Genomic DNA, 24234 nt, shown 5'->3' with positions numbered 1-24234 from the left:
TCATGACCGAAGCCTATATCTATGACGCCGTGCGCACGCCCCGCGGCAAGGGGCGCAAGGATGGCAGCCTGCACGAGGTGACCGCGCTGCGGCTGAGCGCGCTGACGCTCAACGCGGTGAAGGAACGCAACGATCTTGACGGCCATGCGGTCGAGGACGTGATCTGGGGCAATGTGACCCAGGTCGGCGAGCAGGGCGGCTGTCTTGCCCGCTCGGCGGTGCTGGCCTCGGATCTGGACGAGTCGATCCCGGGGCTGTCGATCAACCGCTTCTGCGCGTCCGGCATGGAGGCGGTGAACCTGGCCGCCAACCAGGTGCGGGGCGGCGCCGGCGAGGCCTATATCGCCGGCGGGGTCGAGATGATGGGCCGCGTGCCGATGGGCTCGGACGGGGCGGCGGTGGCCGTGGACCCGACGCTGGCGATGGAAAAGTATTTCGTCCCGCAGGGCATCTCCGCCGACATCATCGCCACCGAATACGGGTTCTCGCGCGATGATGTGGACGCGCTGGCGGTGGAGTCCCAGCGCCGGGCGAAAAAGGCATGGGATGAAAATCGCTTTGCCAGATCCATCATCACCGTGCGCGATCAGAACGGTCTGCCGATCCTCGATCACGACGAATTCATGCGCCCCGAGACCGACATGCAGACCCTCGGGGCGCTCAAGCCCTCCTTCCAGCAGATGGGCGAGGTCATGCCCGGCTTCGACGCCGTGGCTCTGCTGAAATACCCGCATCTGGAGCGGATCGAGCATGTCCACCATGCCGGCAACTCCTCGGGCATCGTGGACGGGGCCGCTGCCGTGCTGGTCGGCAACCGGGAATTCGGCGAGAAATACGGGCTCAAACCCCGTGCCCGCATCCGCGCCACCGCCAAGATCGGCACCGACCCGACCATCATGCTGACCGGTCCGGTTCCGGTGACAGAGAAGATCCTGCGCGAAAACGGCCTTCAGATCGGCGACATCGATCTGTTCGAGGTCAACGAGGCCTTCGCCGCGGTGGTGCTGCGCTTCTGTCAGGCCTTCGACGTGGACATGGACCGGGTCAACGTCAATGGCGGCGCCATCGCCATGGGCCACCCGCTGGGCGCCACCGGGGCGATCATCATCGGCACCCTGCTGGACGAGCTGGAGCGCCAGGACAAGGAGCTGGGCCTGGCCACGCTGTGCATCGCATCCGGCATGGGTGCGGCCACGGTGATCGAGAGGGTGTGATGGCGAAGCTCGATCTCTCGCGGATCCCCTGGCGGACGGGCTCGGCCTATCCCGGGCGGCTGGCCGAGGCGGTCTCGGGGCGCAGCTCGCAAAGGCTGGGCGATGCCGGGGGGCTGACCCAGTTCGGCGTCAATCTGGTTCGCCTCGCCCCCGGCGCGGCCTCGTCCCTGCGCCACTGGCACATGGAGCAGGACGAGTTCGTGATGGTCACGGAAGGGGTCTGCACCCTGATCGACGACGACGGCGAACACGAGATGCGCCCCGGCGACTGCGCCGCCTTCCCGAAGGGCGTGGCCAATGGCCACCACCTGGTCAACCGCAGCGCGGCGCCGGCGGCCTTTCTGGTGATCGGCACCCGCACCCCGACCGAGACCGCCTTTTACAGCGACATCGACATGATGGTGACCATCGATTCCGATGGCACCCGCTTTACCCGCAAGGATGGCAGCCCGCTGACGGCTGACCAGATCGGAGAACAGAACAATGGCTGACTTCACGCTGACCACCGATGCCGAGGGCATCGCCACCATCACCTGGGACGTTCCCGGCAAGTCCATGAACGTCATGACCTTTCAGGGGCTCGAAGAGCTTGGCAACTGCGTCGACGCGGCGCTGGCCGACGATGCGGTGAAGGGCATCGTCATCACCAGCGGAAAGGAGGGCTCCTTCGCCGGGGGGATGGACCTCAACGTGCTGGGCAGCCTGCGCGAGCGCGCCGGCGATGACCCCGCACGCGGCCTGTTCGAGGGGGTGATGGACATGCACCGCCTGCTGCGCAAGATCGAGCTGGCCGGCATGGACCCCAAGACGAAGAAGGGCGGCAAGCCGATCGCCGCCGCCCTGCCCGGCACCGCCGCCGGCATTGGGCTGGAGCTGCCGCTGGCCTGCCACCGCATCTTTGCCGCCGACAACCCCAAGGCCCGCATCGGCCTGCCCGAAATCATGGTCGGCATCTTCCCCGGCGCCGGCGGCACCACGCGGCTGGTGCGCAAGCTGGGCGCCATGGCCGCCGCGCCCTTCCTGCTGGAGGGCAAGATGGTCAGCCCCGACAAGGCGAAGGCCGCCGGGCTGATCGACGAGGTGGTGGCCGACCCGGTGGCCGCCGCCCGCGAATGGGTGCTGAACGCGAAGGATGCCGATCTGGTCAAGCCGTGGGATGCCAAGGGCTACAAGATGCCCGGCGGCGCCCCCTATCACCCGGCGGGCTTCATGACCTTCGTGGGCGCCAACGCCATGGTCAACGGCAAGACCAGGGGTGCCTATCCGGCGCCGAAGGCGCTGCTCAGCGCGGTCTACGAGGGGGCGCTGGTCGATTTCGACACCGCGCTCCGGATCGAGGCGCGCTGGTTCACCAGCATCATGCTCAATCCCTCCTCGGGGGCGATGATCCGCTCGCTCTTCCTCAACAAGGAAGCGCTTGAGAAGGGCGCCGTGCGCCCGGCCGGCATCCCCGATCAGCGGGTCAGCAAGCTGGGCGTTCTGGGCGCCGGCATGATGGGGGCGGGCATCGCCCTGGTCAGCGCGCTGGCCGGCATCGAGGTGGTGCTGATCGACCGCGACCAGGAAAGCGCCGACCGCGGCAAGGCCTATTCGGAAACCTACATGGACAAGGGGATCAAGCGCGGCAAGGCCACCCCCGAGAAGAAGGAGAAGGTGCTCTCCCTCATCACGCCGACCCCGGATCTTGAGAAGCTGGAAGGGTGCGACCTGATCATCGAGGCGGTGTTCGAAGACCCCAAGGTCAAGGCCGAGATGACGCAGAAGGTGGAAAGGATCATCCCCGAGGACTGCATCTTCGCCACCAACACCTCGACCCTGCCGATCACCGAGCTTGCCGAGGCCAGCCAGCGCCCCGACCAGTTCATCGGCATCCACTTCTTCAGCCCGGTGGAAAAGATGCTGCTGGTCGAGATCATCAAGGGCCAAAAGACCGGCGAGCGGGCGGTGGCCAAGGCGCTGGACTATGTGCGCCAGATCCGCAAGACCCCGATCGTGGTCAACGATGCGCGGTTCTTCTACGCCAACCGCTGCATCATCCCCTATCTCAACGAGGGCATGCGCCTCGTGACCGAAGGGGTGGCGCTGCCGCTGATCGACCACGCGGCCGAGCAGCTGGGCTTCCCCGTCGGGCCGCTGCAGCTGGTGGACGAGACCTCGATCGACCTTGCCGCCCGCATTGCGCGTGCCACGAAGGCGGCGATGGGCGCGGCCTATCCCGAAAGCCCGGCCGACGAGCTGGTGTTCTGGATGGAAGAGCAGGGCCGGCTGGGCCGCAAGGCGAAAGCCGGGTTCTTCGACTATGACGAAAAGGGCAAGCGGCAGGGCTACTGGAAGGGCATGGCCGAGAAATACCCCCTCGCCGATCCCCAGCCCGCGCTGTCCGAGGTCCAGGACCGGCTGATGTTCGCCCAGGTGCTGGAGGCCGTGCGGGCCCTGGAAGAGGGCGTGCTGGAGGACATCCGCGAGGGCGATGTGGGCGCCATTCTCGGCTGGGGCTTTGCGCCGTGGTCGGGCGGGCCGTTCTCGTGGCTCGACATCAAGGGCGCGGCCTGGGCGGCGCAGCGCTGCGACCAGCTGGCCGAAAAATACGGCGCGCGCTTCGCCTGCCCCGTGCTGCTGCGCGAGATGGCCGAAAAGGACGAAAGCTTCTACGACCGCTTCGCCCCGGAAAACAAGGCCGCCTGAGCGGCCCCGGGCAGAGCGGACGCAATATGCTCCGGGTGAAAGGGCGCGCCCCGCCGGCGCGCCCTTTTTCGTCCCTTTGCCTCGCGCCGAATCCGCCCCCTGCCCTCAGCCCTCGAAGCGATAGCCGAAGCGGGCGATGTCCTCGGCGCAGTCCTCGGCAACCATCTGCGCCGTGGCTGCATCGAAATAGCCGCGCCAGTCGCGCCGGCGCCGCGACGGATTGACCCGCGGCAGATCGAAGCGAAATCCCAGATGCGCGAACAGCGGCGCGGCGTCCTCGGCGAAATGCTCCAGCCGGATGAAGGCCGCGCATTGCTCGCGCCCGTCCGAGCGGCGCATCCAGGCCGATGCCGGCCAGCGACGGAAGGCGCCCCGGATCAGGGGATGGGCGATGAAGGCGGCGAAGTCCAGCTCGCGGGCCAGTGCCACCGCCGGGTGGTCGAAGCCCTGATCCCGCGCCCAGTGGTAGTAGCTCACCGCCCGGTCCCAGGGGTTGCGCACCAGGGTGAAGGCGAACAGGCGGTCCAGCACCGCATCCGGCACCAGCCCCTCGATATCGGCCAGCGTCGAATGCTTCCACAGCCGCCCCTGCGCCGGCGCGCCCCGCAGCCGGCGGCGGCGCCGGCGCGCCTTGGGGGTGTCGCCGGCCATGATGTCGTCCTTCATCGCCCGCGCCTCCAGCGCCAGCGCCAGCGCCGTGCCGCCGGTCTTGGGGGCGTGGATGAAGACGTAGCGGCGGCCGGGCGAAAGGATCATGCGCCGCAGGCTAGCCTATCGCGCGCGGATGGCAATGATGGCCCCCGCTCCGGCGATCAGCACGATCCCCACCATCTGCCAGGCCGTCACCGGCTGACCGAAGGCCGCCCAGGCAAAGACGGGGCCGAACAGCATGACCGAGTATTCGAAGACGCCCACATGCGAGGGCTCTCCCATCTGGTAGGCCCGGATGATGAGGAATACTGCCGAAACCGCACCCAGAACCTGTACCACCACCCAAGGTGCGGCCTGCCACATGGGCCATACCCAGCCGCGGGTGACGAAGCCCTCTGCGCCTGGAGGCGACGCGACGGGGAATAGCTCAAGCGCCACCACGCCCAGCGCCCCGAAGGCGCCGAGTGCCAGCCACATGCCCATCAGCAGGGCCAGGGCGCTTTCGCCCGCACAAAGCGTGCGTGTGGATATCGCCCCCAGCGCATAGAAGAACCCCGCCGCCACCGGGATCAGCACCGCAAGGTCGAAATCTGCCGGGTCCGGCTGCAGGACGAACAGGATGCCGGCAAAGCCGATCCCCACCGCCATGATCCGCCACGGCCCGACCGGTTGGCGCATGAACAGGGTGGTGATCAGAAGGATGAAGATGGGCGAGGTGAACAGCCCTGCCAGCGCCTGCGCGATGGGCATGATCGCCAGCGCGCTGAAATAGAACATCATCGACAGTGCGACGAACAGGCTGCGCGCGGCCACCGCCCACCACCTTCGCGGCCGCAACCCGCCCAGCCCCGTCAACGACAGCGCCGCCACCAGGGGCAGTGCCAGAACTGCCCTGGTGAAATGGAACTGCCACAGGCCGATCTGCTCCGCGATGCGCGGAATCAGGTTGTCGATGACGCCGATGATCGCCATGGCGCAGACCATGAGGACGGCCGCCTTCAGCGTTGTTCTGTCGGTCCCGGAATTCATGCCCTTCCCATTGCTGCATCATCGGCGCAATATCTGCTTCCGTCGCGACATGCACGATGATTCAGGGGAGGAAATCAATGGGCTGGATGGCCGACGAAACCGGGCTTGAGAAATGCGCGGCAAATCATGTGCCGCTGACGCCACTGTCGTTCCTGAAACGGGCCGCCTGCGTTTTCCCGAAGGATCCGGCGGTCGTCTATGGCGACCACCGCAAGAGTTACGCGGAATATCACGAACGCTGCACCCGGCTGGCCTCGGCCCTGGCCGGGATGGGCGTGAAACCGGGCGAGGTGGTGGCCACCATCCTGCCCAACGTGCCTGCCCAGGCCGAAGCCCATTTCGGCGTGCCCGCCTGCGGAGCGGTGCTCAACACCATCAACATCCGCCTCGACCGCGACACGGTGTCCTACATCTTCACCCATGGCGGGGCGAAGGTGGTGCTGGTCGACACCCAGTTCCTGGAGCTGGCCGAGACCGCCATCGCCGACATGGAGGGCGAAGGCCCGCGCATCATCGAGGTGCCGGACCCGGCCGCCGGTTTTCCCGCCAGCGGCAAGTATCCCTGCTACGAGGACATCCTTGCCGACGCCGACCCCGGTTTCGACTGGATCATGCCGCAGGACGAATGGGAGAGTCTCGCGCTGAACTACACCTCGGGCACCACCGGGCGGCCCAAGGGCGTGGTCTATCACCACCGCGGCGCCTATCTTCTGTGCTTCGGCACGGTGGTGTCCTGGCGGCTGACGCTCAGGCCGGTCTATCTGACCATCGTGCCGCTGTTTCACTGCAACGGCTGGAACCACACCTGGATGATGCCTCTGCTCGGCGGCACGCTGGTGTGCTGCCGCGACATCACCGCGAAGAACATCTATGACGCCATCGCCGACGAGGGCGTGACCCATTTCGGCGGCGCGCCGATCGTGCTCAACATGATCGTCAACGCCCGCGACGAGGAACGCCGCCCCTTCGATCACGTGGTCGAGGTGTTCACCGCCGGCGCCCCGCCCGCCGCCGCCACGCTGCAGGCGCTGGAGCCGCTGGGCTTCAACGTCACCCAGGTCTACGGCCTGACCGAGACCTTCGGCCATGTCACCGAATGCCTCTGGCGCGAGGAATGGGACGCGCTGCCCGACGATGAACGTTATGCCATCAAGGCCCGCACCGGCATCCTGATGCCGATGATGGAGCACATCACGGTCATGGACGAAAACATGAATGAGGTGCCCTGGGACGGCAAGACCACCGGCGAGATCATGATTCGCGGCAACGCGGTGATGAAGGGCTACCTGAAGAACCCCGAAGCCACCGCCGAGGCCTTCGCGGGCGGCTATTTCCATTCCGGCGACGTGGCCTTCATGCACGAGGACGGCTACATCAAGATCACCGACCGAGCCAAGGACGTCATCATCTCGGGGGGCGAGAACATCAGCTCGGTCGAGGTCGAGGGCGTGCTGATGAAGCACCCCGCCGTGCTGCTGTGCGCGGTGGTGGCCAAACCGGACGAGAAATGGGGCGAGGTGCCCTGCGCCTTCGTCGAGTTGAAGGAAGGCGCCGAGGTGGACGAGGCCGAGCTGATCGCCTTCTCGCGCAAGACCCTGGCCGGGTTCAAGGCGCCCAAAAGGATCGTGTTCCGGGAATTGCCCAAGACCTCGACCGGCAAGATCCAGAAGTTCCAGTTGCGCGAGATCGCCAAGGCCCTGTAACGCAGGGTCATTTCCGGCATTCTTGCGCCGGCCCTTGTCACCGCCAATCATATTCCTATATTCGAATGTGATTGGCGGCGAATCCCCTCCCGCCCGGAACAAGAGGATGATCAAATGACGGTGAACAAGGCAGTCACGGCTTTTGCCGGATTCATGGTTCTGTTGTCGGTGGTTCTGACCCAGTTCGTGTCGCCCTATTTCGTGTGGCTGACGGTGTTCGTGGGCGCGAATCTTCTGCAATCGGCCTTTACGGGCATCTGCCCGGCGGCCAGCTTCTTCCGCATGATGGGCCTGAAATCGGCCTGACCCGAAGAAAACGCGCGAACCTTCCCGACCGGCGGCAATTCGCTTTGCCGCCGGTCTTTGCTGCGTGGTAGGGTTGCCCGAAAGAGGCCAGAGCAACCCCGGACAACATGACAGCGCTGAAGAAATACCAACGGCTCGAAGCCTCCGGCCTGTGGCGTCCCTCTCCCGACGACCAGCGCCGCGAGGTGATCGTTTCCATCGGCGATGCCACCCTGACGATTTCCGACCTCAACGACCGCGCGCTCGCCCACTGGTCGCTGGCGGCCATCGAACGGCTGAACCCCGGCGCGCGGCCTGCGATCTTTCACCCCGACGGCGACCCGGGCGAAACCCTGGAACTTGCCGCCGACGAGGCCGAGATGATCGACGCGATCGAACGGCTGCGCCGTGCCATCGCCCGCGCGCGGCCGCAGCAGGGCCGCCTGCGGCGTTCGATCATGCTGACCACCATGGCCATTCTGGTCGGGCTGGCGGTGTTCTGGCTGCCCGATGCGCTGCGCCGACAGGCGGTCGGGCTGGTGCCCCCGGCCACCCGCCAGGAAATCGGAACCGCGCTGCTGCAGCGCATCCAGCGCGTGGCGGGCCGCCCCTGCCAGTTGCCCGAGGCAACCGGCCCGCTGCAACGCCTCGCCCGGCGCACGGGGGTCGCGCAGCTGGTGGTTCTGCGCGAGGGAATCGCCGAAACCCTGCTGCTGCCCGGGGGCGTGATTCTGATCAACCGGTCGCTGATCGAAGGTTACGAGGATCCCGCGGTCGTGGCGGGATTCATCCTGGCCGAACGCGCCCGCGCCAGCCACGTGGACCCTCTGCGCGCGCTGCTCGACAAGGCGGGGCTGATCGAGACGGTCCGGCTGCTGACCACCGGCGCGCTCACCCGCGCGGCGCTGGACCGCTATGCCGAAACCATCCTGGCCCGCCCCCGCCCCGGCGTTCCCGAAGGGCCTCTGCTGGCACTGTTCGCGGCCAGCGAGATCCCTTCGACGCCCTATGCGCAGGCGCGCGGGCAGCAGGGCGAACCGGCGCCGGCACTACTGATCGATGCCGACCCCATGGCCGGGCGCTCCTTCGCTCCGGTCCTGCCCGACAGCGACTGGGTCAGGCTGCAGAACATCTGTCTGTGACGGGCATTGCCGCAACCGGACGCCCCCCCGCCCGCGCATCGTGGCCGGGGCTCAGCGTCCGGTGTCCCGGTCAGGCACCCGTGGCGCCCCGGCGCCGCCGCTCCCGGGCAGGGCCGTGCCCGGTGCGGCGCGACTGGTGACGCGGATGTAATAGGGGGCGGTGGCCTCGGCCGGCGATGCAAGGGTTCCGGCCGGCACCCGCACCACCCGGGCCGGGGCGGGTGCCGGAACCAGCCGCCGCGGCACGGTCCGCGTCCAGATCATGTCGGTCTGAGCATCCCCCGCGGCCGAGCGCACGCCCCGTTTCGGATTATAGCGGTCATCCTTGCGCGACACCGCGCGAAAACCGCGCGGCACCACCGCCCGGTTGCGGATCACGCTGGGCCTGAGGGTGCGCTCCGCCCGGCGCGGGTTCAGGCGTCCGTCCTTCCACACGGGTTTGTAGCCACGCGGAATCGAGACATTGGTGGTGTTTCGGCGCTGCTCGTAGATGTGGCGCGGGATGATGACGGTATCGGGCGGCAACGAGGCCACGTCCACCGCCGCCCTTCCCCGGGCAGAGCCACGTGCCGAGCCGGTCACATAAGTCACAGGCGGTTCGGATTGCGGGCCGCAGCGCACGCCGGTCCTGTTGATGAACTGCTGGCTGAAGGCCGATGCATTCGGGCAGGTCGGCACCTGCGCCTTGCGTGGCGCGACGACAGGGGCGGGCTTCACCCCCGTCTTCGCCGTTGCCGTAGAAGCGGGCGGCACGCCTGCCACGGGACGGGCCGTGGTCGTGCGCCGTGCCGATGGCGCCGCCACGACGACCCTTGTCGCCGTCCCGGTGGCGACAGCCGACCCGGTGGGAGCCGGCCGCGCAGACGCGGCACGGACGGTGCGCGCGGTCCCCTTGGCCGCCACGGGAGCCTTCTTCTTCGGGCCGGTTGCCGCCGGTGCCGCCTTGCGCGCGGGGGCAGAGGCCACGGCGGTCACGGGCCTGGTCCGCGCCTTTGTCGGCGCAGGCGCTGCCGGTTTCGCGGGCGGGGCGATGGTGATTACCGTGGGCGCAGGTCCGGTCCGCGCCGGCTGCGCGGTCGTACCAGCCACGGCGGTCGGCTTGTAGCCGCACAGCTGCTTGCGCGCGCGCGTCACCCGCGGCACCCATGTTACGCGGCCATCGACACCGGCGCGCACATAGATGCAGCCGCGGCTGTCCACATATTGCTTGCCCTTGAAACTCGCCGGCGGGAACTCGGTCGGCGGCTGCGCATCGCGCAGCGTCTGGGCATTGGGGGTCGAGACCGCAAACGACCCCAAGATGACGGCGATCGCCGCAAGTCTGGTCGGTTTCATTACATCCCCCCACAACATCTGGTGGGAAGGATGCCGGAAATCCGGGTCCGAGTAAAGCCGGCAGTTGGCTTATCTGGTGCCGAACATGCGGTCTCCGGCATCGCCCAGACCGGGCAGGATATAGCCCTTTTCGTTCAGCTGGCGATCGATGGCGGCGGTCACGATGGGCACGTCCGGGTGGGCCTGCTGCATCTTCGCAACCCCCTCGGGCGCGGCCAGCAGGCACAGGAAGCGGATGTTCTTCGCCCCCGCCTTCTTGAGCAGATCGACCGCCGCCGCCGAGGAATTGCCGGTGGCCAGCATCGGATCGACGACGATCACCAGCCGCTCGTCCAGCGCATCGGGCACCTTGAAGTAGTATTGCACCGGCTGCAGCGTCGCCTCGTCCCGGTAGAGGCCGACAAATCCCACCCGCGCCTGGGGCACCAGTTGCAGCACCCCGTCGAGCATCCCGTTTCCGGCCCGCAGGATCGACACCAGCGCCAGCGTGCGCCCGGCAAGGGTCGGCGCCTGCATCCGCTCCAGCGGGGTTTCGATCTCGCGCGTGGTCATGGGCATTTCGCGGGTGATCTCGTAGGCCAGAAGCATCGTGATTTCGCGCAGGAGCTGGCGGAAATCGGCGCTGGTCGTCGCCTTTTCGCGCATCAATGTCAGCTTGTGCTGGACCAGCGGGTGTTCGACGACGGTGACGGTCCCGGACATGGCGGCTCTCTCTCCATTCTCTCGCGGCTGGGGCCCGTTGTGGAACAGTCGCGACGCGGCTGCAAGCCCAACCTGCGCATCCGCCCTGCCGCCGGCGGCCGGTGGATTGGCATTTGCCGCGCCTGCCCCTATGTTGCGGGAAAGAGACAGGACCGTTCGGCCAACGAACGGGTGGCAGGCAGGCACGAAAGTTCCGCAATGAATGACATGATATCGAAGAGACGGTCCGGGGCCGGAGCCTCGGACAGCAGCAGGCGCAAGCCGCGGCAGGTGGCGGCGCTGTGCCGACGGCGCGACAAGGGTGGCCGTTGCCGAATCCTTCTGATCACCAGCCGGGAGACCCGGCGCTGGATTCTGCCGAAGGGCTGGCCGATTCCGGGCCGCAGCGACGGCGAGGCGGCGCTGACCGAGGCCTGGGAAGAGGCCGGCGTGCGCGGGAACCTGGAAAGCCCGCGGCCGGTCGGGCGGTTCAGCTATGAAAAGCGCATGAAGGACGGCACGTCGCGCACCGTCGAAACCGAGGTCTTCGCGGTGCGGGTGTCGGAGCTGGCCGAGGACTACCCGGAGGCCGGCCAGCGCCGGCGCAAATGGGTCAGCCCCGAGAAAGCCGCGCAGATGGTCGAGGAGGCACCGTTGAGGGCATTGCTCGCCGGCCTCTGACGCGGCCGCCTTGTTGCGGCAGCGCTCAGACCTCCAGGCACCAGCGCATGATCGCCTTCTGCGCATGCAGGCGGTTTTCGGCCTCGTCGAAGATCACCGAATGGGGCCCGTCCATGACTGCGCTGGTGGCCTCTTCCTCGCGGTGGGCGGGCAGGCAGTGCATGAACAGCGCGTCCGGGCGCGCGTGGCGCATCAGCTCTTCGTTCACCTGGAACGGGCGCAGCATGTTGTGGCGGCGTTCGCGGGTGGACTGGGCATCATGCATGGACACCCAGGTATCGGTGACCACCAGATCGGCACCTTCCACCGCACGCACGGGGTCGCGCTCGATCACCACCTTGCTGCCCTTTTCACGGGCGAAGCGGATGAATTCCTCCTCGGGGTCGAACTGCGGCGGCCCGGTGAAGGTGAAGTCGAAACCGAACTGGCCCGCCGCGTGCAGGAACGAGGCGCAGACATTGTTGCCGTCACCCGACCAGACCACCTTTTTCCCCGCGATCGGACCGCGGTGTTCCTCGTAGGTGAGGATGTCGGCCATGATCTGGCAGGGGTGGGTGCGGTCGGTCAGCCCGTTGATGACCGGCACGTCCGAATACTCGGCCATCTCCAGCAGCACGCTTTCGTCGAAGGTGCGGATCATGATGAGGTCGACGTAGCGCGAGAGCACCCGGGCGGTATCGGCGATGGTTTCTCCGTGCCCCAGCTGCATGTCCGAGCCCGACAGCACCATGGTCTGCCCGCCCATCTGGCGCACGCCCACGTCGAAGGAGACGCGGGTTCGGGTCGAGGGCTTTTCGAAGATCAGCGCCACCATGCGCCCGGCCAGCGGCTGGTCGTCGTCCGGGGCGCCCTTCGGGCGGCCTTGGCGGGCACGCTTCATGGCCGCGGCCTGATCGAGGATGGCCCGCAGCGACTGGGGATCGGTCTTGTGGATATCGAGAAAGTGGTTCATGTCGGTATCGCTTCTTGATGTTCGGGAGGCGGGGGCCAGCCCCCGCACCCCCGGAGTATTTGGGGCAAGAGGAAGGTCAGGAGCTTTCAAGCTGGGCGGCGGCGTGGTCGAGGCGGTCGATGCCTTCGGCGATCTCGTCCTCGGTAATGGTCAGCGGCGGCAGCAGGCGCACCACGTTGTCGCCGGCCGGCACGGTGAGCACCAAGTTGTCGTGGCCTGCGGCCACCACGTCGGCCGCAGGCAGGCGGCATTTCAGCCCCAGCATCAGGCCGCTGCCGCGCACGGTCTCGAAGATGTCGGGGTGGGCTGCCACCAGCGCTTCGAGTTTCTGCTGCATCAGCCCCGCCTTGCGGCCGACCTCGGCCAGGAAATCCGGGTTGGCGACGTGGTCCATCACCGCGCAGCCCACGGCGCAGGCCAGCGGGTTGCCGCCATAGGTGGAGCCGTGGCTGCCGGCGGTCATGGCCGCGGCGGCCCGTTCGGTGGCCAGCACCGCACCCAGCGGGAAGCCGCCGCCGATGCCCTTGGCGACCATCATGATGTCGGGTTCGATCCCGGCCCATTCATGGGCGAAGAGGCGTCCGGTGCGGCCCATGCCGCATTGCACCTCGTCGAGGATCAGCAGCATGTCGTGTTCGTCGCAGATCTCGCGCAGGGCCCGCAGATCGGCGTCGGGCAGCGGGCGGATGCCGCCTTCGCCCTGGATCGGCTCGACGATGATGGCGCCGGTGGTTTCGGAGACGGCCGCGCGCAGGGCGTCGAGGTCGCCCCAGGGGACATGGACGAAGCCCGGCAGGAGGGGGGCAAAGCCGGCAGTGAGCTTCTCTCCCCCGGCGGCGGCGATGCCGGCGGAGGAGCGGCCGTGGAAGGCGCCCTCGAAGGCGATGATGCCGGTGCGCGCGGGCCGGCCGCGGTCGTGCCAGTAGCGGCGTGCCATCTTGATGGCGAGTTCGCAGCTTTCGGTGCCGGAATTGGTGAAGAACACCGTGTCGGCGAAGCTGTGTTCCACCAGCATATCGGCCAGCGCCTGCTGTTGCGGGATCCGGTAGAGGTTGGAGACGTGCCAGAGCTTTTGCGCCTGTTCGTTCAGCGCCTCGACCAGTGCCGGGTGGGCGTGGCCCAGCACGTTCACCGCGATGCCGGCACCGAGGTCGAGGAAACGTCGCCCGTCCGCCTCGGTCAGCCAGGCGCCTTCGCCGGAGACGAAGGACAGAGGCGCGCGGTTGTAAGTGGGCAGGACGGACGGGATCATGGGGTCATCCTCTTTGCAACATGGGACCCGTGAGTGCATCACGGGCGCGGTTTCGTCAACGATCGGGGGAAAGGGGCGCCAGCACTGTGGCGCAATTGATCACGGGACGCGCCAGTCAGGCGCGGCGTCGGCGTTCGATGATGCGGGGCCGTGTGATCATGCGGGGGCGTCTACTGCAACCGCGCCGGAATGAAAAGCGGGAATTTCCGGGCTTGGTCATGAATGCGCGCGCCGGGCGGGGCGGGCAGTGGATACGGCCTTGTATCTCGGGGCGCGAAGACTAAAATATATGGGTGCTACGGAATTCCGAGGCGGTCGCTTTGCGGTGACCGCTTTTCAGCTTTGAAAGGGTGCTCATGTCCTGGACAGACGAGCGTGTCGAACTGCTCAAGAAAATGTGGAGCGAAGGCCAGTCGGCCAGCCAGATCGCCAAGGAGTTGGGCGGTGTCACCCGCAATGCGGTAATCGGCAAGGTGCATCGCCTGGGCCTGTCGAACCGCAATGCCGGGGCGGCGGGCAAATCCGAGGTCAAGGCGAAACCCGCCGCGTCCAGGCCCGAGGCCAAGGCCAAGCCCGAACTGAAGACCGAACCGGCCCGCCCGGCCCCCGAAGCCGAGGCCAGGCCCGACCCCGAGGCCAAGCCGGCCACGCCTGCGCGCAAGCAGATCATCCCCGCAGGCCAGCCGCTGCCGCCGCAGCCTTCCGCGAACGAGATCAGCCCCGAGGCGCTGGCCAAGGTCAACGAGGTCGAGAAGAAGGCGCGCAAGCTCAGCCTGATGGAGTTGACCGAACGCACCTGCAAATGGCCGGTGGGCGATCCCGCGACCGAGGATTTCTGGTTCTGCGGCCTGCCGGTGCAACCGGGCAAGCCCTATTGCGAGGCCCATGTGGGCGTGGCCTTTCAGCCCATGAGCGCGCGCCGCGACCGGCGGCGCTGAGCGCTCCGCCCGTTGCCGCCGCCTGCATCCGGGCAGAACCCGCCACGGCCGGGGTGGAATTCGGGGCGGAATTCGGGGCGGGATTGTCGTTTGCCTTTCCCGCGCAACCGGGTTTGGATGCCGCCAATGCGACGGGCGCGATGGGGCGGGAAACACGCCCCCGGAGCCCATTGTCAAGGACCGGAGACCGACATGACCGACAAGCCCGAGACCCCCGAGGCCCCAGAACCCCTCGAGACCGACGAATACACTCCGCCCGAAGTCTGGACGTGGGGGCGCGAGAGCGGCGGCCGTTTCGCCAATATCAACCGCCCCGTGGCCGGAGCGACCCACGAACGGGAGTTGCCCGTGGGTCGGCATCCGTTCCAGCTCTATTCTCTGGGCACGCCGAACGGGGTCAAGGTCACGATCATGTTCGAGGAGCTTCTGGCCGCAGGCCACAAGGAGGCCGAATATGACGCGTGGCTCATCAACATCGGCGAGGGCGACCAGTTTTCCAGCGGCTTCGTCAAAATCAACCCGAACTCTAAAATCCCGGCGCTGGTGGACCGCAGCGGCGAGAAGCCGGTCCGGGTGTTCGAATCCGGTGCGATCCTGCTGTACCTGGCCGAGAAGTTCGGCGCCTTCCTGCCGTCCGATCCCGGCAAGCGGCCGGAAATGCTGTCATGGCTGTTCTGGCAGATGGGCAGCGCCCCCTTCCTTGGTGGCGGCTTTGGCCATTTCTACGCCTATGCGCCGAAGAAATGGAAATACCCCATCGACCGTTACGCGATGGAGGTGAAGCGCCAGCTTGACGTGCTCGACCGGCACCTCGCCGAAAACCGGTTCATCGTGGGCGACGAATACACCATCGCCGACATCGCCATCTGGCCGTGGTACGGGCAGCTGGTGCTGGGCCGGCTTTACGATGCCGCCCGGTTCCTTGACGTCGAATCCTACCGCAACGTGGTCCGTTGGGCGAAAGAGATCGACGCCCGCCCCGCCGTGCTGCGCGGGCGGATGGTCAACCGCACCTTCGGCAAGCCCGAGCTGCAGTTGCGCGAACGCCACGACGCCTCGGATTTCGAGACGAAGACCCAGGACAAGCTGGGCGAGGCCGGCAACTGACGGGACGGCGCCGGGCAGGCAGCCTATCGCAGAATCGGCGGCTTGTCCGGGTCGGAGCCGGGGGCTGCGGGCGCCTCCGTCTGCGGGCGGGGCGGCTGCGGCAGGTCAAAGCCGCGTCCCACCGCAGCCAGCCGCTCGACTATGGCGTCGTCCGAGGAAAAGAACCCCACATCCAGCACGCCCGTCTCCAGCCCCGAAAAGGCCAGCGCCTCGCCTGCCGCCTTGGCCAGCGCCGGGCTGGCCTTGGCCACCGCATCGACGAAGACCAGAAGATGCCCGCGCCCGCCATCGCGGTAGGTCACCCCCACCAGCCAGGCGGCTTTCGCCAGGCCGCCGGCACCGGCCAGCTTGTCCTCGAGCGCGGAAAACAGCGCCTCGGGCAAGCCCTCGGGCGGGGCGAGCGCGGCGATCCGCGCCTCGATTTCAGCCGGTGCGGTTTCCAGCAGCTCGGCCAGCCAGGCCATGCCCTCGGCCGGGATCAGCACCGCCGAGGGCGCCACGTCCAGGTTCAGCCCCAGCCCGATCCCCTGCCCGGCCAGCATCTGCGCCAGCACCCGCCCCGAGAGCGCCGCATAGGGCGCCGGACGGCCCGCGAACCGGGCAAGGCGTTCGACGGTGTCGAAGGCCAGGACGAAACGCCCCTCGTCAAGGTCGAACAGCTCGGGGGAAAGGGTTTCCCCCTGCGCCTCTTCGGTCAGCATCAGGAACAGTTCGCTGTCGGCCACCCGCTCGAAGAAGCGCAGCCGGGCGGTGTCGTCGTCGGGGTCGGCCTGCATCAAGGCATGGGCATCGTCAATCGGTGTCGTCTCGGTCATCCAGAACCTCCCGGACCCGGGCGCGCAGGACCGGCAGCAGGTCGGCCTCGAACCACGGATTTCTCTTCAGCCATGCCGTATTGCGCCAGGACGGGTGTGGCAAGGGAAACAGCCGCGGCGCATGGTCCCGCCAGCCCGCAACCACGCGGGTGACGGGGGCCTTCGTGCCCAGGTGCCAGCGCTGCGCATACCCGCCGACCAGGATGGTCAGCCGCAGCTCCGGCAGCGCCGCCATGACGCGGCGGTGCCATGTGCGCGCGCAGAGCGGCGGGGGCGGCAGATCCGCGCCGCGCCCGTCCTGACCCGGAAAGCAGAAGGCCATGGGCACGATCGCCACCCGCTCGCGGTCGTAGAAGGTCGCCTCGTCCATCCCCAGCCAGTCGCGCAGGCGCACGCCCGACGGGTCGGTGAAGGGGCGCCCCGAGGCATGCACCCGCGTCCCCGGCGCCTGACCGGCGATCAGGATGCGGGCCTGCGCGCGGAACCACACCACCGGGCGCGGCGCATGTGCCGTCGCCGTGGCCGCGAAACGATCGGCGCACAAGCGGCAGCGGCGGATCTCATCGGCAATCGTTTCCATTTTGTCGTCAGTCAATGAATATACCCCAGGCCCGTCGCCAGAACGGAAACAAATATCGAGTCTTGACCCCGACCGCCCACTCTGCACACGCTCACGCGACAAACCCGCTGAAACATTGGCATTTTGTTTCACATTCCGACATAATGTAGCCCAATTCGACTGTTACAAGACCGACGTTCCCGAAACGGGGCGCGCCGGATGCCCCGGCCGCCCGGGGTGGCAAGAACCGCGACAAACGCGACGAGCAGGGCCGAAACGAGCGATGTTGGAATTTGCGAATGTCAGCAAGTCCTTCTGGACCGGCACCCGGCGCAAGGTCATCCTCGACAATGTATCCTTCCGAATCGAGCTGGGCAATTCGCTGGGCATCCTCGCGGCCAACGGCACCGGCAAGACCACACTCATCAACATGATGGCGGGGCTGGAAAAGCCGGACGAGGGCGAGATCCGCCGCATGTGCCGGGTGTCCTTTCCACTGGGCTTCATGGGTGGCGTGGTCAGTCGCCTCTCGGCCATGGAAAATGCCCGCTACATCGCGCGCCTCTATGGGCTCGATCCCGACTATGTCGAAGCGTTCTGCCGCTGGCTGTGCGGCCTCGACGAATATTTCGACCAGCCCATCGGCACCTATTCCTCGGGCATGAAGGCGCGGTTCACCTTCTCGCTCATGCTCGCGCTCGACTTCGACATCTACCTGATCGACGAAGGCATGCCCAGTTCCACGGATGTGGAATTCAACCGCAAGGCCGGCGCCATCCTGCAGGAACGCCTGCGCACCACCACCATCGTCATCGTATCGCACAAGCCCGCGGTGCTGGAGAAATTCGCCCGTTCGGCGGCCGTGCTGAAAAACGGCCAGCTGTTCATGTTCGACACCTTGGAAGAAGCGAAACAGCTCTATGACTACCAAGCCCAAGGCTAAGAAATTCCGCATCCGCCGCAGCCCGGCGCAGGCCCACCCCGCGCCCGAAACAGCGGCCGGAACGGCCGCGCAGAGGCAGCCGGCCGCGCCCGCCGATGCCCGACCCACGGAGGAGCCTGCGGCACATCCCCGGGCGGCGACCGCCATGCAGGGACAGGTGGCCTCAGCCCGCGAGATGAGCGCGGACGAAGAGATCGACGCCATCCGCCGGGAGGGCCTGACCGGGCGACAGCTGCGCATGGCCCGGCGCGTGGCGCAGAAGCACGGAATCGCGGCGACCTCCGACTTCGACGCCGTACGGCTGCTGCGCAAGGCCGGAATCGACCCGTTCAAGGGGTCGAACATGCTGGAACTGGTGGTGCCGGGAAACCGGTCGAACGCCCCGCAGGAAGGCGCGGAACAGGGGCGCATCCAGCTGCCGCAGACCGTGCCCGCGGGCGGAACCAACCTGCCATCGACCGAACTGAGCCCGATCGAGCAGCGGATGCGCGAGATCGGCGAGATCCAGCGCGACATCGCCCGCCGGCGCCGGCGCAAGCTGATCATGCTGGCCACCCGGCTGGCCTTTTTCGTGCTGCTGCCCACCATCATCGTCGGCTGGTATTTCATCAATGTCGCCACGCCGATGTATTCGACCAAGTCCGAATTCCTGATCCTGAAAGCCGACAATGCGGGCGGCGGCGGGCTTGGCAGCCTGCTCAGCGGCACCCAGTTCGCCACCTCGCAGGATTCCATTGCCGTGCAGTCCTACCTGCAATCCAAGGACGCCATGCTGCGGCTGGATCGCGACGTGGGCTTCAAGTCGCATTTCAGCCAGGAATGGATCGACCCGATCCAGCGGCTGGCACCCGACGCCACCAACGAGGCCGCCTACAAGATCTACCGCAAGAACGTGAAGATCGGCTATGACCCGACCGAAGGCGTGATCCGCATGGAGGTGACCGCCGCCGACCCGGAAGTGGCGGCCGAGTTCTCGCGCAAGCTCATCTCCTATGCGGAGGAGCGCGTGAACGTGCTGTCGGAAAAGAAGCGGGCCGACCAGATGAAGGATGCCATGGCCGCCTTCGAGGCCGCGCAGGAGGCCCGCCGCAAGGCGCAGGAGGCGCTGGTGCAGCTGCAGCAGAAGGGCGCGCTTCTGGACCCGGAGGGGATGATTGCCTCGCTGCGCAGCCAGATCAACAATGTCGAGATCCAGCTGCAGGACAAGCAGCTGCAGCTCGAGGCGCTTCTGGACAACCCGCGCCCGAACCGGGCCAAGGTCGATGGCGTGAAGGGCGATATCCGGCGGCTGGAGGCGCTGCTGGCCCGGCTCAACCGCAAGATGGTCGATGCCTCGCAGGGGGAAAACTCGCTGGCCGAGCTCAGCGTGCGCATCCAGATGGCGCAGGCCGATCTGGCCACCCGCGACCTGATGCTGCAATCGGCGCTGCAGCAGGTCGAGCAGACCCGGTCCGAGGCCAACCGGCAGGTGCGCTATCTGACCACCTCGGTCCAGCCGGTGGCCAGCCAGGAGCCCAGCTATCCGCGCAAGTTCGAGAATACGGTTCTGGCATTCCTGATCTTTTCGGGTATCTACCTGCTGATCTCGCTGACCGCGTCGATCCTTCGCGAACAGGTCACATCGTAAAGGGCGCCATGAAACATGTCGAAACCGCCGGTGTCCGCATCGGCAATGACCAGCCGCTGACCGTGATCGCCGGCCCCTGCCAGCTCGAAAGCGCCGCGCACGCGCAGATGATCGCCGGCCGGATGAAGGAAATCTGCGATGCGGCCGGGGCGCAATATGTGTTCAAGGCCTCCTATGACAAGGCCAACCGCACCAGCCTGTCGGGCCGGCGCGGGCCGGGGCTGGAGGCGGGGCTGAAGATCCTCTCGGACATCCGCGCGGGGATGGGTCTGCCGGTCCTGACCGACGTGCATGCGCCCGACCAGTGCGCCGCCGCGGCCGAGGCCGTGGACATCCTGCAGATCCCCGCCTTCCTGTGCCGGCAGACCGATCTTCTGCTGGCCGCGGGGCGCACCGGCGCGGCGGTCAACGTCAAGAAGGGGCAGTTCCTGGCGCCGTGGGACATGGTCCATGTGGTTGCCAAGATCGAAAGCACCGGCAACCGGCGCATCCTGCTGACCGAACGCGGGGTCAGCTTCGGCTACAACACGCTGGTGGCGGACATGCGGTCGTTGCCGCAGATGGCGCAGACCGGCTATCCGGTGGTGATGGACGCCACCCATTCGGTGCAGCAGCCCGGCGGGCGGGGCGGCGCCTCGGGCGGGCAGCGCGAATTTGCCCCCGTCATGGCCCGTGCGGCGGTCGCGGTGGGGGTCGCGGCGGTGTTCATCGAAACCCATGAAGACCCCGACAGGGCGCCCTCGGACGGGCCGAACATGATCCCGCTTGACCGGATGGGCGCGCTGATCGACACGTTGATGGATTTCGACAGGCTCGCCAAGGCCGACCCGATTGAACTGTGACCTGCAAGCAACGGATTTCAGACATGAATATGAAGAAGCCTGCCCCCGAGGTGAAGCCGAACACCTGGGAGTTCCTGCGCGACCCGATGATCGCGCCCACGGGGTTTCGCGAATATGACGCGCGCTGGAAATATCCCGATGAGATCAACCTGCCGGGCATGACCGCGCTGGGGCTGGGGCTGGGCACCCAGATGCGGCGGCGCGGGATCGAGCCGGTGATCGCGGTGGGCAACGACTATCGCGACTATTCGCTGGCGATCAAGAACGCGCTGATCCTCGGCCTGATGCAGGCCGGCATCCGGGTGCGCGACATCGGCCCGGCACTCTCGCCCATGGCCTATTTCGCCCAGTTCCACCTTGACGCTCCGGCGGTGGCCATGGTCACCGCCAGCCACAACCCCAATGGCTGGACCGGGGTGAAGATGGGCTTCGAGCGCCCCCTCACCCACGGCCCCGACGAGATGGCCGAGCTGCGCGACATCGTGCTGTCAGGCGATTTCGAGCCCGCGCCGGGGGGGGCCTACGAATTCGTCGAGGGCGTGCGCGAGGCCTATCTTGACGATCTGGTGGGCGATTTCCGCATGACCCGCCCGCTCAAGGTGGTCTGCGCCACCGGCAACGGCACTGCCGGCGCCTTCGCGCCCGAGCTGTTCGCCCGCATGGGCGTCGAGGTGGTCCCCAGCCACAACGAGCTGGACTACACCTTCCCCAACTACAACCCCAACCCCGAGGCCATGGAGATGCTGCACGACATGGCCCGGACGGTCCGGGAGACGGGCGCCGACCTTGCGCTGGGCTTCGACGGGGATGGGGACCGCTGCGGGGTTGTGGATGACGAGGGCGAGGAGATCTTCGCCGACAAGGTGGGGGTGATCCTGGCCCGCGATCTCGTCCGGCTGCATCCCGGGGCAACCTTCGTCGCGGATGTGAAGTCGACCGGGCTGTTCGCCTCGGACCCCGAGCTGCTGCGCCACGGGGCCAGGGCCGATTACTGGAAGACCGGCCACAGCCACATGAAGCGCCGGGTGAAGGAGATCGGCGCACTGGCCGGGTTCGAGAAATCCGGCCACTACTTCCTGGCCGAGCCGATCGGGCGGGGTTACGACGACGGGCTGCGGGTGGCGGTGGAGATCTGCAAGCTGATGGAGCGCAATCCCGACAAGTCCATGTCGGACCTGCGCCGGGCCCTGCCACGCACTTGGTCCACCCCCACCATGTCGCCCTATTGCGCCGATACCGAAAAATACCAGGTTCTGGAACGGCTTGTGGCGCGGCTGGTGCAGATGCAGCGCGATGGCGACTCCATTGCCGGCCGCCCGATTGCCGAGGTGGTCACGGTCAACGGCGCCCGGGTGATCCTGGACAATGGCGCCTGGGGGCTGGTGCGGGCTTCGTCCAACACGCCCAATCTGGTGGTCGTGTGCGAAAGTCCCGACAGCGAGGCCGAGATGCGTGCGATCTTTGCCGATATCGACAAGGTGATTCGCACCGAACCCGCCGTGGGCGAGTACGATCAGGTGATCTGAGCGGGGCGCGGCGGTGCGCCCCGCCACGCGCGCGGGTTGCGCGCGTGGCCTCCGGCGGGAGTATTTCTGGCAAGAGGAAGAGGTGCGGGCGGAACGGACTTGCGCGGCGGGCCTGCCCCCCTGTATGCGGGCGCCCATGAGCACCAATCCTCCCCGTCTGCGCCCCGATATCGCCCCTGCCGCCCGTCCGGATACCGCCAGCGCCGGGCGCCGCCCCGATCAGCCGAGCATCGGCATGGTCAGCCTGGGCTGCCCCAAGGCGCTGGTGGACAGCGAGCGCATCCTGACCCGGCTGCGCGCCGAAGGCTACGGCATCTCGCCCGACTATGCAGGCGCCGATGCGGTGATCGTCAACACCTGCGGCTTTCTCGACAGTGCCAAGGCCGAATCGCTGGAGGCCATCGGCGAGGCGCTGAAGGAGAACGGTAAGGTGATCGTCACCGGCTGCCTGGGGGCGGAGCCCGAGTACATCCGCAGCCGTCACCCGCGCATTCTGGCGGTGACGGGTCCGCATCAATACGAGCAGGTTCTGGACGCGGTTCATGCCGCGGTGCCGCCCGCGCCGGATCCCTTCGTGGACCTGCTGCCCGCCACCGGCGTGCGCCTGACGCCGCGCCATTACAGCTATCTGAAGATTTCCGAGGGCTGCAATCACAAGTGCCGGTTCTGCATCATTCCCGACATGCGCGGGCGGCTGGTGTCGCGCCCCGCGTCGGCGGTGCTGCGCGAAGCGGAAAGACTTGTCGAGGCGGGCGTGCGCGAGCTTCTGGTCATTTCGCAGGACACCAGCGCCTATGGCCTTGATCTGAAGCATGCGCGGCAGGCGTGGAAGGGGCGCGACATTCGCAGCCACATCTCCGATCTGGCCCGCGAGCTGGGGCAGCTTGGGGTCTGGGTGCGGCTGCACTACGTCTATCCCTATCCGCATGTGCGCGAGCTGATCCCGCTCATGGCCGATCCCGAAAGCGGTGTTCTGCCCTATCTGGACATCCCGTTCCAGCACGCCCACCCGGAGACGCTGAAACGCATGGCGCGGCCGGCGGCAGCGGCGAAGGTTCTGGACGAGATCGCCGCCTGGCGGGCGCTATGCCCGGATCTGGCGTTGCGTTCGACCTTCATCGTCGGCTTCCCCGGCGAGACGGAGGAAGAATTCCAGACCCTGCTGGACTGGCTGGAGGCGGCGCAACTCGATCGCGTGGGCTGTTTCAAATACGAGAATGTCGAGGGCGCGCGCTCGAACGCCCTGCCCGGCCATGTGCCCGAAGAGGTCAAGCAGGAGCGCTGGGAAAGGTTCATGGCCAAGGCGCAGGAAATCTCGGCGGCGCGGCTGGCGGCCAGGGTCGGGCGGCGGCTGGAGGTGATCGTGGACGAGATCGGCGAGGACGGCATCGCCACCTGCCGCACAATGGCCGACGCACCCGAGATCGACGGCAACCTGTTCATCGACGAAAATGCGGCGGGCCTTTCGGTCGGCGACATTGTCACGGTCGAAGTGGAAGAAGCAGGCGATTACGACCTGTGGGGCCGGCGGCTTTGAGGAGGGGAATGCACAATTTCCGTGCATTCGCGCGCAGCAATGCCTCTTGCAGAATTTTCTTTTCCGGTCACAACCTGCGTCATCGAAACTGCAACCGAAAGATGAAGAGGAATTCTCCATGGCCGACAAGCCCGTGATCGCGCAGAAAGAGCCCATCCCGGTCGAGGTGAGCGCAGGCAAGACCTATTTCTGGTGCGCCTGCGGCAAGTCGAAGAACCAGCCCTTCTGCGACGGGTCCCACAAGGGAACCGCGTTCGAGCCGATGAAATACACCGCCGAGAAGGACGGCAAGGTCTTCTTCTGCGGATGCAAGCATAGCGCGAAGGCGCCGCTTTGCGACGGCACGCACAACCGGCTGTGAGCGCGCGGCCGCCCGGGACCTACTCGTCTCCGGGCGGCACTTCGCGCAGCTGGTAGATGCCTTCGGGCAGGTCCAGGGCCGCGGCCAGGTCGCGCAGTTGCGCGGCCGAAAGCGTGATCTTCTGCACCGAGTCGCTATGCGGGTCGAACTGTTCGATGGTGACGCATTCGGCGAAACTGTTGATGATGACGTCCTCCTGCAAAGGCGGGGCGCCTTCGTCCATGAGGACGATCTCGGTCGAATCAAATCCGTGTTCAATGGTAAACATGCCCAACAGTGACGCCCGCAGCACGTGTCTGCAAGCGCCGGGATCGTTGTGCCCGCCGCACCGGCCGGGTTAGCATGGCATCGCACCGGGCGACAGGTGCG

Annotated in this window: 24 protein-coding genes; 15 read left to right on the top strand and 9 right to left on the bottom strand. The window is 67.1% G+C overall.

From position 1 onward, the window contains the following. The first annotated feature begins 2 nt into the window (after positions 1 to 2). The 3 genes from ACZ5CM_RS04765 to ACZ5CM_RS04755 are packed head-to-tail and all read left to right on the top strand — an operon-like array spanning position 3 to position 3899. Positions 3 to 1214: an acetyl-CoA C-acetyltransferase gene (locus ACZ5CM_RS04765; protein WP_464641570.1), complete on the top strand. Its 1212-nt coding sequence runs from the start codon at positions 3 to 5 to the stop codon at positions 1212 to 1214. Next, positions 1214 to 1705, top strand: a complete 492-nt coding sequence (locus ACZ5CM_RS04760; RefSeq protein ID WP_464641569.1) for a cupin domain-containing protein — start codon at positions 1214 to 1216, stop codon at positions 1703 to 1705. Before ACZ5CM_RS04765 ends, ACZ5CM_RS04760 begins: the two co-directional genes overlap by 1 nt. Beyond that, positions 1698 to 3899, top strand: coding sequence for a 3-hydroxyacyl-CoA dehydrogenase NAD-binding domain-containing protein (locus tag ACZ5CM_RS04755; RefSeq protein WP_464641568.1), 2202 nt, complete (start codon positions 1698 to 1700; stop codon positions 3897 to 3899). The genes ACZ5CM_RS04760 and ACZ5CM_RS04755 overlap by 8 nt, the downstream gene beginning before the upstream one ends. Before the next feature lie 105 nt (positions 3900 to 4004). On the opposite strand, the gene ACZ5CM_RS04750 is transcribed toward ACZ5CM_RS04755, so the two are convergent. Both ACZ5CM_RS04750 and ACZ5CM_RS04745 read right to left on the bottom strand, forming a co-directional pair. After that, positions 4005 to 4655 (bottom strand): sulfotransferase family protein, encoded by a 651-nt coding sequence (locus ACZ5CM_RS04750; protein WP_464641567.1) that lies wholly within the window; start codon positions 4653 to 4655, stop codon positions 4005 to 4007. A 15-nt stretch (positions 4656 to 4670) separates the two neighbouring features. Next, positions 4671 to 5579, bottom strand: coding sequence for a DMT family transporter (locus ACZ5CM_RS04745; RefSeq protein WP_464641566.1), 909 nt, complete (start codon positions 5577 to 5579; stop codon positions 4671 to 4673). Positions 5580 to 5656: 77 nt separating this feature from the next. Here ACZ5CM_RS04745 and ACZ5CM_RS04740 point away from each other — a divergent pair, with 77 nt between their 5' ends. The 3 genes from ACZ5CM_RS04740 (at position 5657) to ACZ5CM_RS04730 (ending at position 8709) form a co-directional block, all read left to right on the top strand. After that, entirely contained in the window at positions 5657 to 7282 is a 1626-nt protein-coding gene (locus ACZ5CM_RS04740; RefSeq protein ID WP_464641565.1) for a long-chain-fatty-acid--CoA ligase, read from the top strand. Between the two features lie 114 nt (positions 7283 to 7396). Beyond that, a complete protein-coding gene (locus ACZ5CM_RS04735) occupies positions 7397 to 7588 on the top strand; it encodes a YgaP family membrane protein (RefSeq protein ID WP_464641564.1) in 192 nt (63 codons plus the stop codon). 107 nt (positions 7589 to 7695) lie between these two features. Continuing rightward, a complete protein-coding gene (locus ACZ5CM_RS04730; protein ID WP_464641563.1) occupies positions 7696 to 8709 on the top strand; it encodes a hypothetical protein in 1014 nt (337 codons plus the stop codon). Between the two features lie 51 nt (positions 8710 to 8760). Here ACZ5CM_RS04730 and ACZ5CM_RS04725 read toward each other — a convergent pair whose 3' ends face one another. Together ACZ5CM_RS04725 and upp are read right to left on the bottom strand one after the other, a co-directional pair. After that, the gene (locus ACZ5CM_RS04725) at positions 8761 to 10044 is read right to left on the bottom strand and encodes an SPOR domain-containing protein (RefSeq protein ID WP_464641562.1); all 1284 of its coding nucleotides are present in this window, start codon (positions 10042 to 10044) and stop codon (positions 8761 to 8763) included. A gap of 69 nt (positions 10045 to 10113) precedes the next feature. Next, the gene (upp, locus tag ACZ5CM_RS04720) at positions 10114 to 10746 is read right to left on the bottom strand and encodes a uracil phosphoribosyltransferase (protein ID WP_464641561.1); all 633 of its coding nucleotides are present in this window, start codon (positions 10744 to 10746) and stop codon (positions 10114 to 10116) included. Between the two features lie 207 nt (positions 10747 to 10953). On the opposite strand from upp, the gene ACZ5CM_RS04715 reads away from it, so the two are divergent. Continuing rightward, a complete protein-coding gene (locus tag ACZ5CM_RS04715; protein WP_464641560.1) occupies positions 10954 to 11406 on the top strand; it encodes an NUDIX hydrolase in 453 nt (150 codons plus the stop codon). A 25-nt stretch (positions 11407 to 11431) separates the two neighbouring features. Here the strand turns inward: ACZ5CM_RS04715 and argF are convergent, their stop codons facing one another. Both argF and ACZ5CM_RS04705 read right to left on the bottom strand, forming a co-directional pair. Continuing rightward, the gene (gene argF / locus ACZ5CM_RS04710) at positions 11432 to 12358 is read right to left on the bottom strand and encodes an ornithine carbamoyltransferase (RefSeq protein WP_464641559.1); all 927 of its coding nucleotides are present in this window, start codon (positions 12356 to 12358) and stop codon (positions 11432 to 11434) included. A 76-nt stretch (positions 12359 to 12434) separates the two neighbouring features. Then, on the bottom strand, positions 12435 to 13610 hold the full coding sequence (locus ACZ5CM_RS04705; protein ID WP_464641558.1) for an acetylornithine transaminase: 1176 nt from the start codon (positions 13608 to 13610) through the stop codon (positions 12435 to 12437). Between the two features lie 356 nt (positions 13611 to 13966). On the opposite strand from ACZ5CM_RS04705, the gene ACZ5CM_RS04700 reads away from it, so the two are divergent. Next, complete coding sequence (locus ACZ5CM_RS04700; RefSeq protein WP_464641557.1) at positions 13967 to 14548, top strand: GcrA family cell cycle regulator; 582 nt, start codon at positions 13967 to 13969, stop codon at positions 14546 to 14548. 192 nt (positions 14549 to 14740) lie between these two features. Beyond that, positions 14741 to 15655, top strand: coding sequence for a glutathione-dependent disulfide-bond oxidoreductase (yghU, locus tag ACZ5CM_RS04695; protein ID WP_464641556.1), 915 nt, complete (start codon positions 14741 to 14743; stop codon positions 15653 to 15655). Positions 15656 to 15678: 23 nt separating this feature from the next. Here the strand turns inward: yghU and ACZ5CM_RS04690 are convergent, their stop codons facing one another. Further along, positions 15679 to 16470 carry an SseB family protein gene (locus ACZ5CM_RS04690; protein ID WP_464641555.1) on the bottom strand — a complete coding sequence of 264 codons (792 nt, stop codon included), beginning with the start codon at positions 16468 to 16470 and terminating at the stop codon, positions 15679 to 15681. Beyond that, complete coding sequence (locus tag ACZ5CM_RS04685; RefSeq protein WP_464642497.1) at positions 16448 to 17050, bottom strand: uracil-DNA glycosylase family protein; 603 nt, start codon at positions 17048 to 17050, stop codon at positions 16448 to 16450. Before ACZ5CM_RS04685 ends, ACZ5CM_RS04690 begins: the two co-directional genes overlap by 23 nt. Before the next feature lie 262 nt (positions 17051 to 17312). Between ACZ5CM_RS04685 and ACZ5CM_RS04680 the strand changes: the two genes are divergently transcribed. The 6 genes from ACZ5CM_RS04680 to ACZ5CM_RS04655 all read left to right on the top strand — a co-directional run bounded on the left by ACZ5CM_RS04680 (position 17313) and on the right by ACZ5CM_RS04655 (position 23865). Next, positions 17313 to 17972, top strand: a complete 660-nt coding sequence (locus ACZ5CM_RS04680; RefSeq protein ID WP_464641554.1) for an ABC transporter ATP-binding protein — start codon at positions 17313 to 17315, stop codon at positions 17970 to 17972. After that, positions 17950 to 19599 carry a KpsE/RkpR family capsule polysaccharide export protein gene (locus tag ACZ5CM_RS04675; RefSeq protein ID WP_464641553.1) on the top strand — a complete coding sequence of 550 codons (1650 nt, stop codon included), beginning with the start codon at positions 17950 to 17952 and terminating at the stop codon, positions 19597 to 19599. The genes ACZ5CM_RS04680 and ACZ5CM_RS04675 overlap by 23 nt, the downstream gene beginning before the upstream one ends. 8 nt (positions 19600 to 19607) lie before the next feature. Then, a complete protein-coding gene (gene kdsA / locus ACZ5CM_RS04670; RefSeq protein WP_464641552.1) occupies positions 19608 to 20441 on the top strand; it encodes a 3-deoxy-8-phosphooctulonate synthase in 834 nt (277 codons plus the stop codon). Positions 20442 to 20470: 29 nt separating this feature from the next. Further along, a complete protein-coding gene (locus ACZ5CM_RS04665; RefSeq protein WP_464642495.1) occupies positions 20471 to 21967 on the top strand; it encodes a phosphomannomutase/phosphoglucomutase in 1497 nt (498 codons plus the stop codon). Between the two features lie 136 nt (positions 21968 to 22103). Then, entirely contained in the window at positions 22104 to 23504 is a 1401-nt protein-coding gene (gene rimO / locus ACZ5CM_RS04660) for a 30S ribosomal protein S12 methylthiotransferase RimO (protein ID WP_464641551.1), read from the top strand. 118 nt (positions 23505 to 23622) lie between these two features. Further along, entirely contained in the window at positions 23623 to 23865 is a 243-nt protein-coding gene (locus ACZ5CM_RS04655; protein ID WP_464641550.1) for a CDGSH iron-sulfur domain-containing protein, read from the top strand. A 19-nt stretch (positions 23866 to 23884) separates the two neighbouring features. Here the strand turns inward: ACZ5CM_RS04655 and ACZ5CM_RS04650 are convergent, their stop codons facing one another. Beyond that, complete coding sequence (locus ACZ5CM_RS04650) at positions 23885 to 24133, bottom strand: hypothetical protein (RefSeq protein WP_464641549.1); 249 nt, start codon at positions 24131 to 24133, stop codon at positions 23885 to 23887. Positions 24134 to 24234 lie beyond the last annotated feature (101 nt).

The sequence above is a fragment of the Piezobacter thermophilus genome (assembly GCF_055386745.1).
This window is presented reverse-complemented; position numbering and strand designations above follow the sequence as displayed.

What these genes read in the sequence shown, in the direction of transcription:
- ACZ5CM_RS04765 (WP_464641570.1), top strand. Translation starts at nt 3, where the DNA reads ATGACCGAAGCCTATATCTATGACGCCGTGCGCACGCCCCGCGGCAAG.
- ACZ5CM_RS04760 (WP_464641569.1), top strand. Translation starts at nt 1,214, where the DNA reads ATGGCGAAGCTCGATCTCTCGCGGATCCCCTGGCGGACGGGCTCGGCC.
- ACZ5CM_RS04755 (WP_464641568.1), top strand. Translation starts at nt 1,698, where the DNA reads ATGGCTGACTTCACGCTGACCACCGATGCCGAGGGCATCGCCACCATC.
- ACZ5CM_RS04750 (WP_464641567.1), bottom strand. Translation starts at nt 4,655, where the DNA reads ATGATCCTTTCGCCCGGCCGCCGCTACGTCTTCATCCACGCCCCCAAG.
- ACZ5CM_RS04745 (WP_464641566.1), bottom strand. Translation starts at nt 5,579, where the DNA reads ATGAATTCCGGGACCGACAGAACAACGCTGAAGGCGGCCGTCCTCATG.
- ACZ5CM_RS04740 (WP_464641565.1), top strand. Translation starts at nt 5,657, where the DNA reads ATGGGCTGGATGGCCGACGAAACCGGGCTTGAGAAATGCGCGGCAAAT.
- ACZ5CM_RS04735 (WP_464641564.1), top strand. Translation starts at nt 7,397, where the DNA reads ATGACGGTGAACAAGGCAGTCACGGCTTTTGCCGGATTCATGGTTCTG.
- ACZ5CM_RS04730 (WP_464641563.1), top strand. Translation starts at nt 7,696, where the DNA reads ATGACAGCGCTGAAGAAATACCAACGGCTCGAAGCCTCCGGCCTGTGG.
- ACZ5CM_RS04725 (WP_464641562.1), bottom strand. Translation starts at nt 10,044, where the DNA reads ATGAAACCGACCAGACTTGCGGCGATCGCCGTCATCTTGGGGTCGTTT.
- upp (WP_464641561.1), bottom strand. Translation starts at nt 10,746, where the DNA reads ATGTCCGGGACCGTCACCGTCGTCGAACACCCGCTGGTCCAGCACAAG.
- ACZ5CM_RS04715 (WP_464641560.1), top strand. Translation starts at nt 10,954, where the DNA reads ATGATATCGAAGAGACGGTCCGGGGCCGGAGCCTCGGACAGCAGCAGG.
- argF (WP_464641559.1), bottom strand. Translation starts at nt 12,358, where the DNA reads ATGAACCACTTTCTCGATATCCACAAGACCGATCCCCAGTCGCTGCGG.
- ACZ5CM_RS04705 (WP_464641558.1), bottom strand. Translation starts at nt 13,610, where the DNA reads ATGATCCCGTCCGTCCTGCCCACTTACAACCGCGCGCCTCTGTCCTTC.
- ACZ5CM_RS04700 (WP_464641557.1), top strand. Translation starts at nt 13,967, where the DNA reads ATGTCCTGGACAGACGAGCGTGTCGAACTGCTCAAGAAAATGTGGAGC.
- yghU (WP_464641556.1), top strand. Translation starts at nt 14,741, where the DNA reads ATGACCGACAAGCCCGAGACCCCCGAGGCCCCAGAACCCCTCGAGACC.
- ACZ5CM_RS04690 (WP_464641555.1), bottom strand. Translation starts at nt 16,470, where the DNA reads ATGACCGAGACGACACCGATTGACGATGCCCATGCCTTGATGCAGGCC.
- ACZ5CM_RS04685 (WP_464642497.1), bottom strand. Translation starts at nt 17,050, where the DNA reads ATGGAAACGATTGCCGATGAGATCCGCCGCTGCCGCTTGTGCGCCGAT.
- ACZ5CM_RS04680 (WP_464641554.1), top strand. Translation starts at nt 17,313, where the DNA reads ATGTTGGAATTTGCGAATGTCAGCAAGTCCTTCTGGACCGGCACCCGG.
- ACZ5CM_RS04675 (WP_464641553.1), top strand. Translation starts at nt 17,950, where the DNA reads ATGACTACCAAGCCCAAGGCTAAGAAATTCCGCATCCGCCGCAGCCCG.
- kdsA (WP_464641552.1), top strand. Translation starts at nt 19,608, where the DNA reads ATGAAACATGTCGAAACCGCCGGTGTCCGCATCGGCAATGACCAGCCG.
- ACZ5CM_RS04665 (WP_464642495.1), top strand. Translation starts at nt 20,471, where the DNA reads ATGAAGAAGCCTGCCCCCGAGGTGAAGCCGAACACCTGGGAGTTCCTG.
- rimO (WP_464641551.1), top strand. Translation starts at nt 22,104, where the DNA reads ATGAGCACCAATCCTCCCCGTCTGCGCCCCGATATCGCCCCTGCCGCC.
- ACZ5CM_RS04655 (WP_464641550.1), top strand. Translation starts at nt 23,623, where the DNA reads ATGGCCGACAAGCCCGTGATCGCGCAGAAAGAGCCCATCCCGGTCGAG.
- ACZ5CM_RS04650 (WP_464641549.1), bottom strand. Translation starts at nt 24,133, where the DNA reads ATGTTTACCATTGAACACGGATTTGATTCGACCGAGATCGTCCTCATG.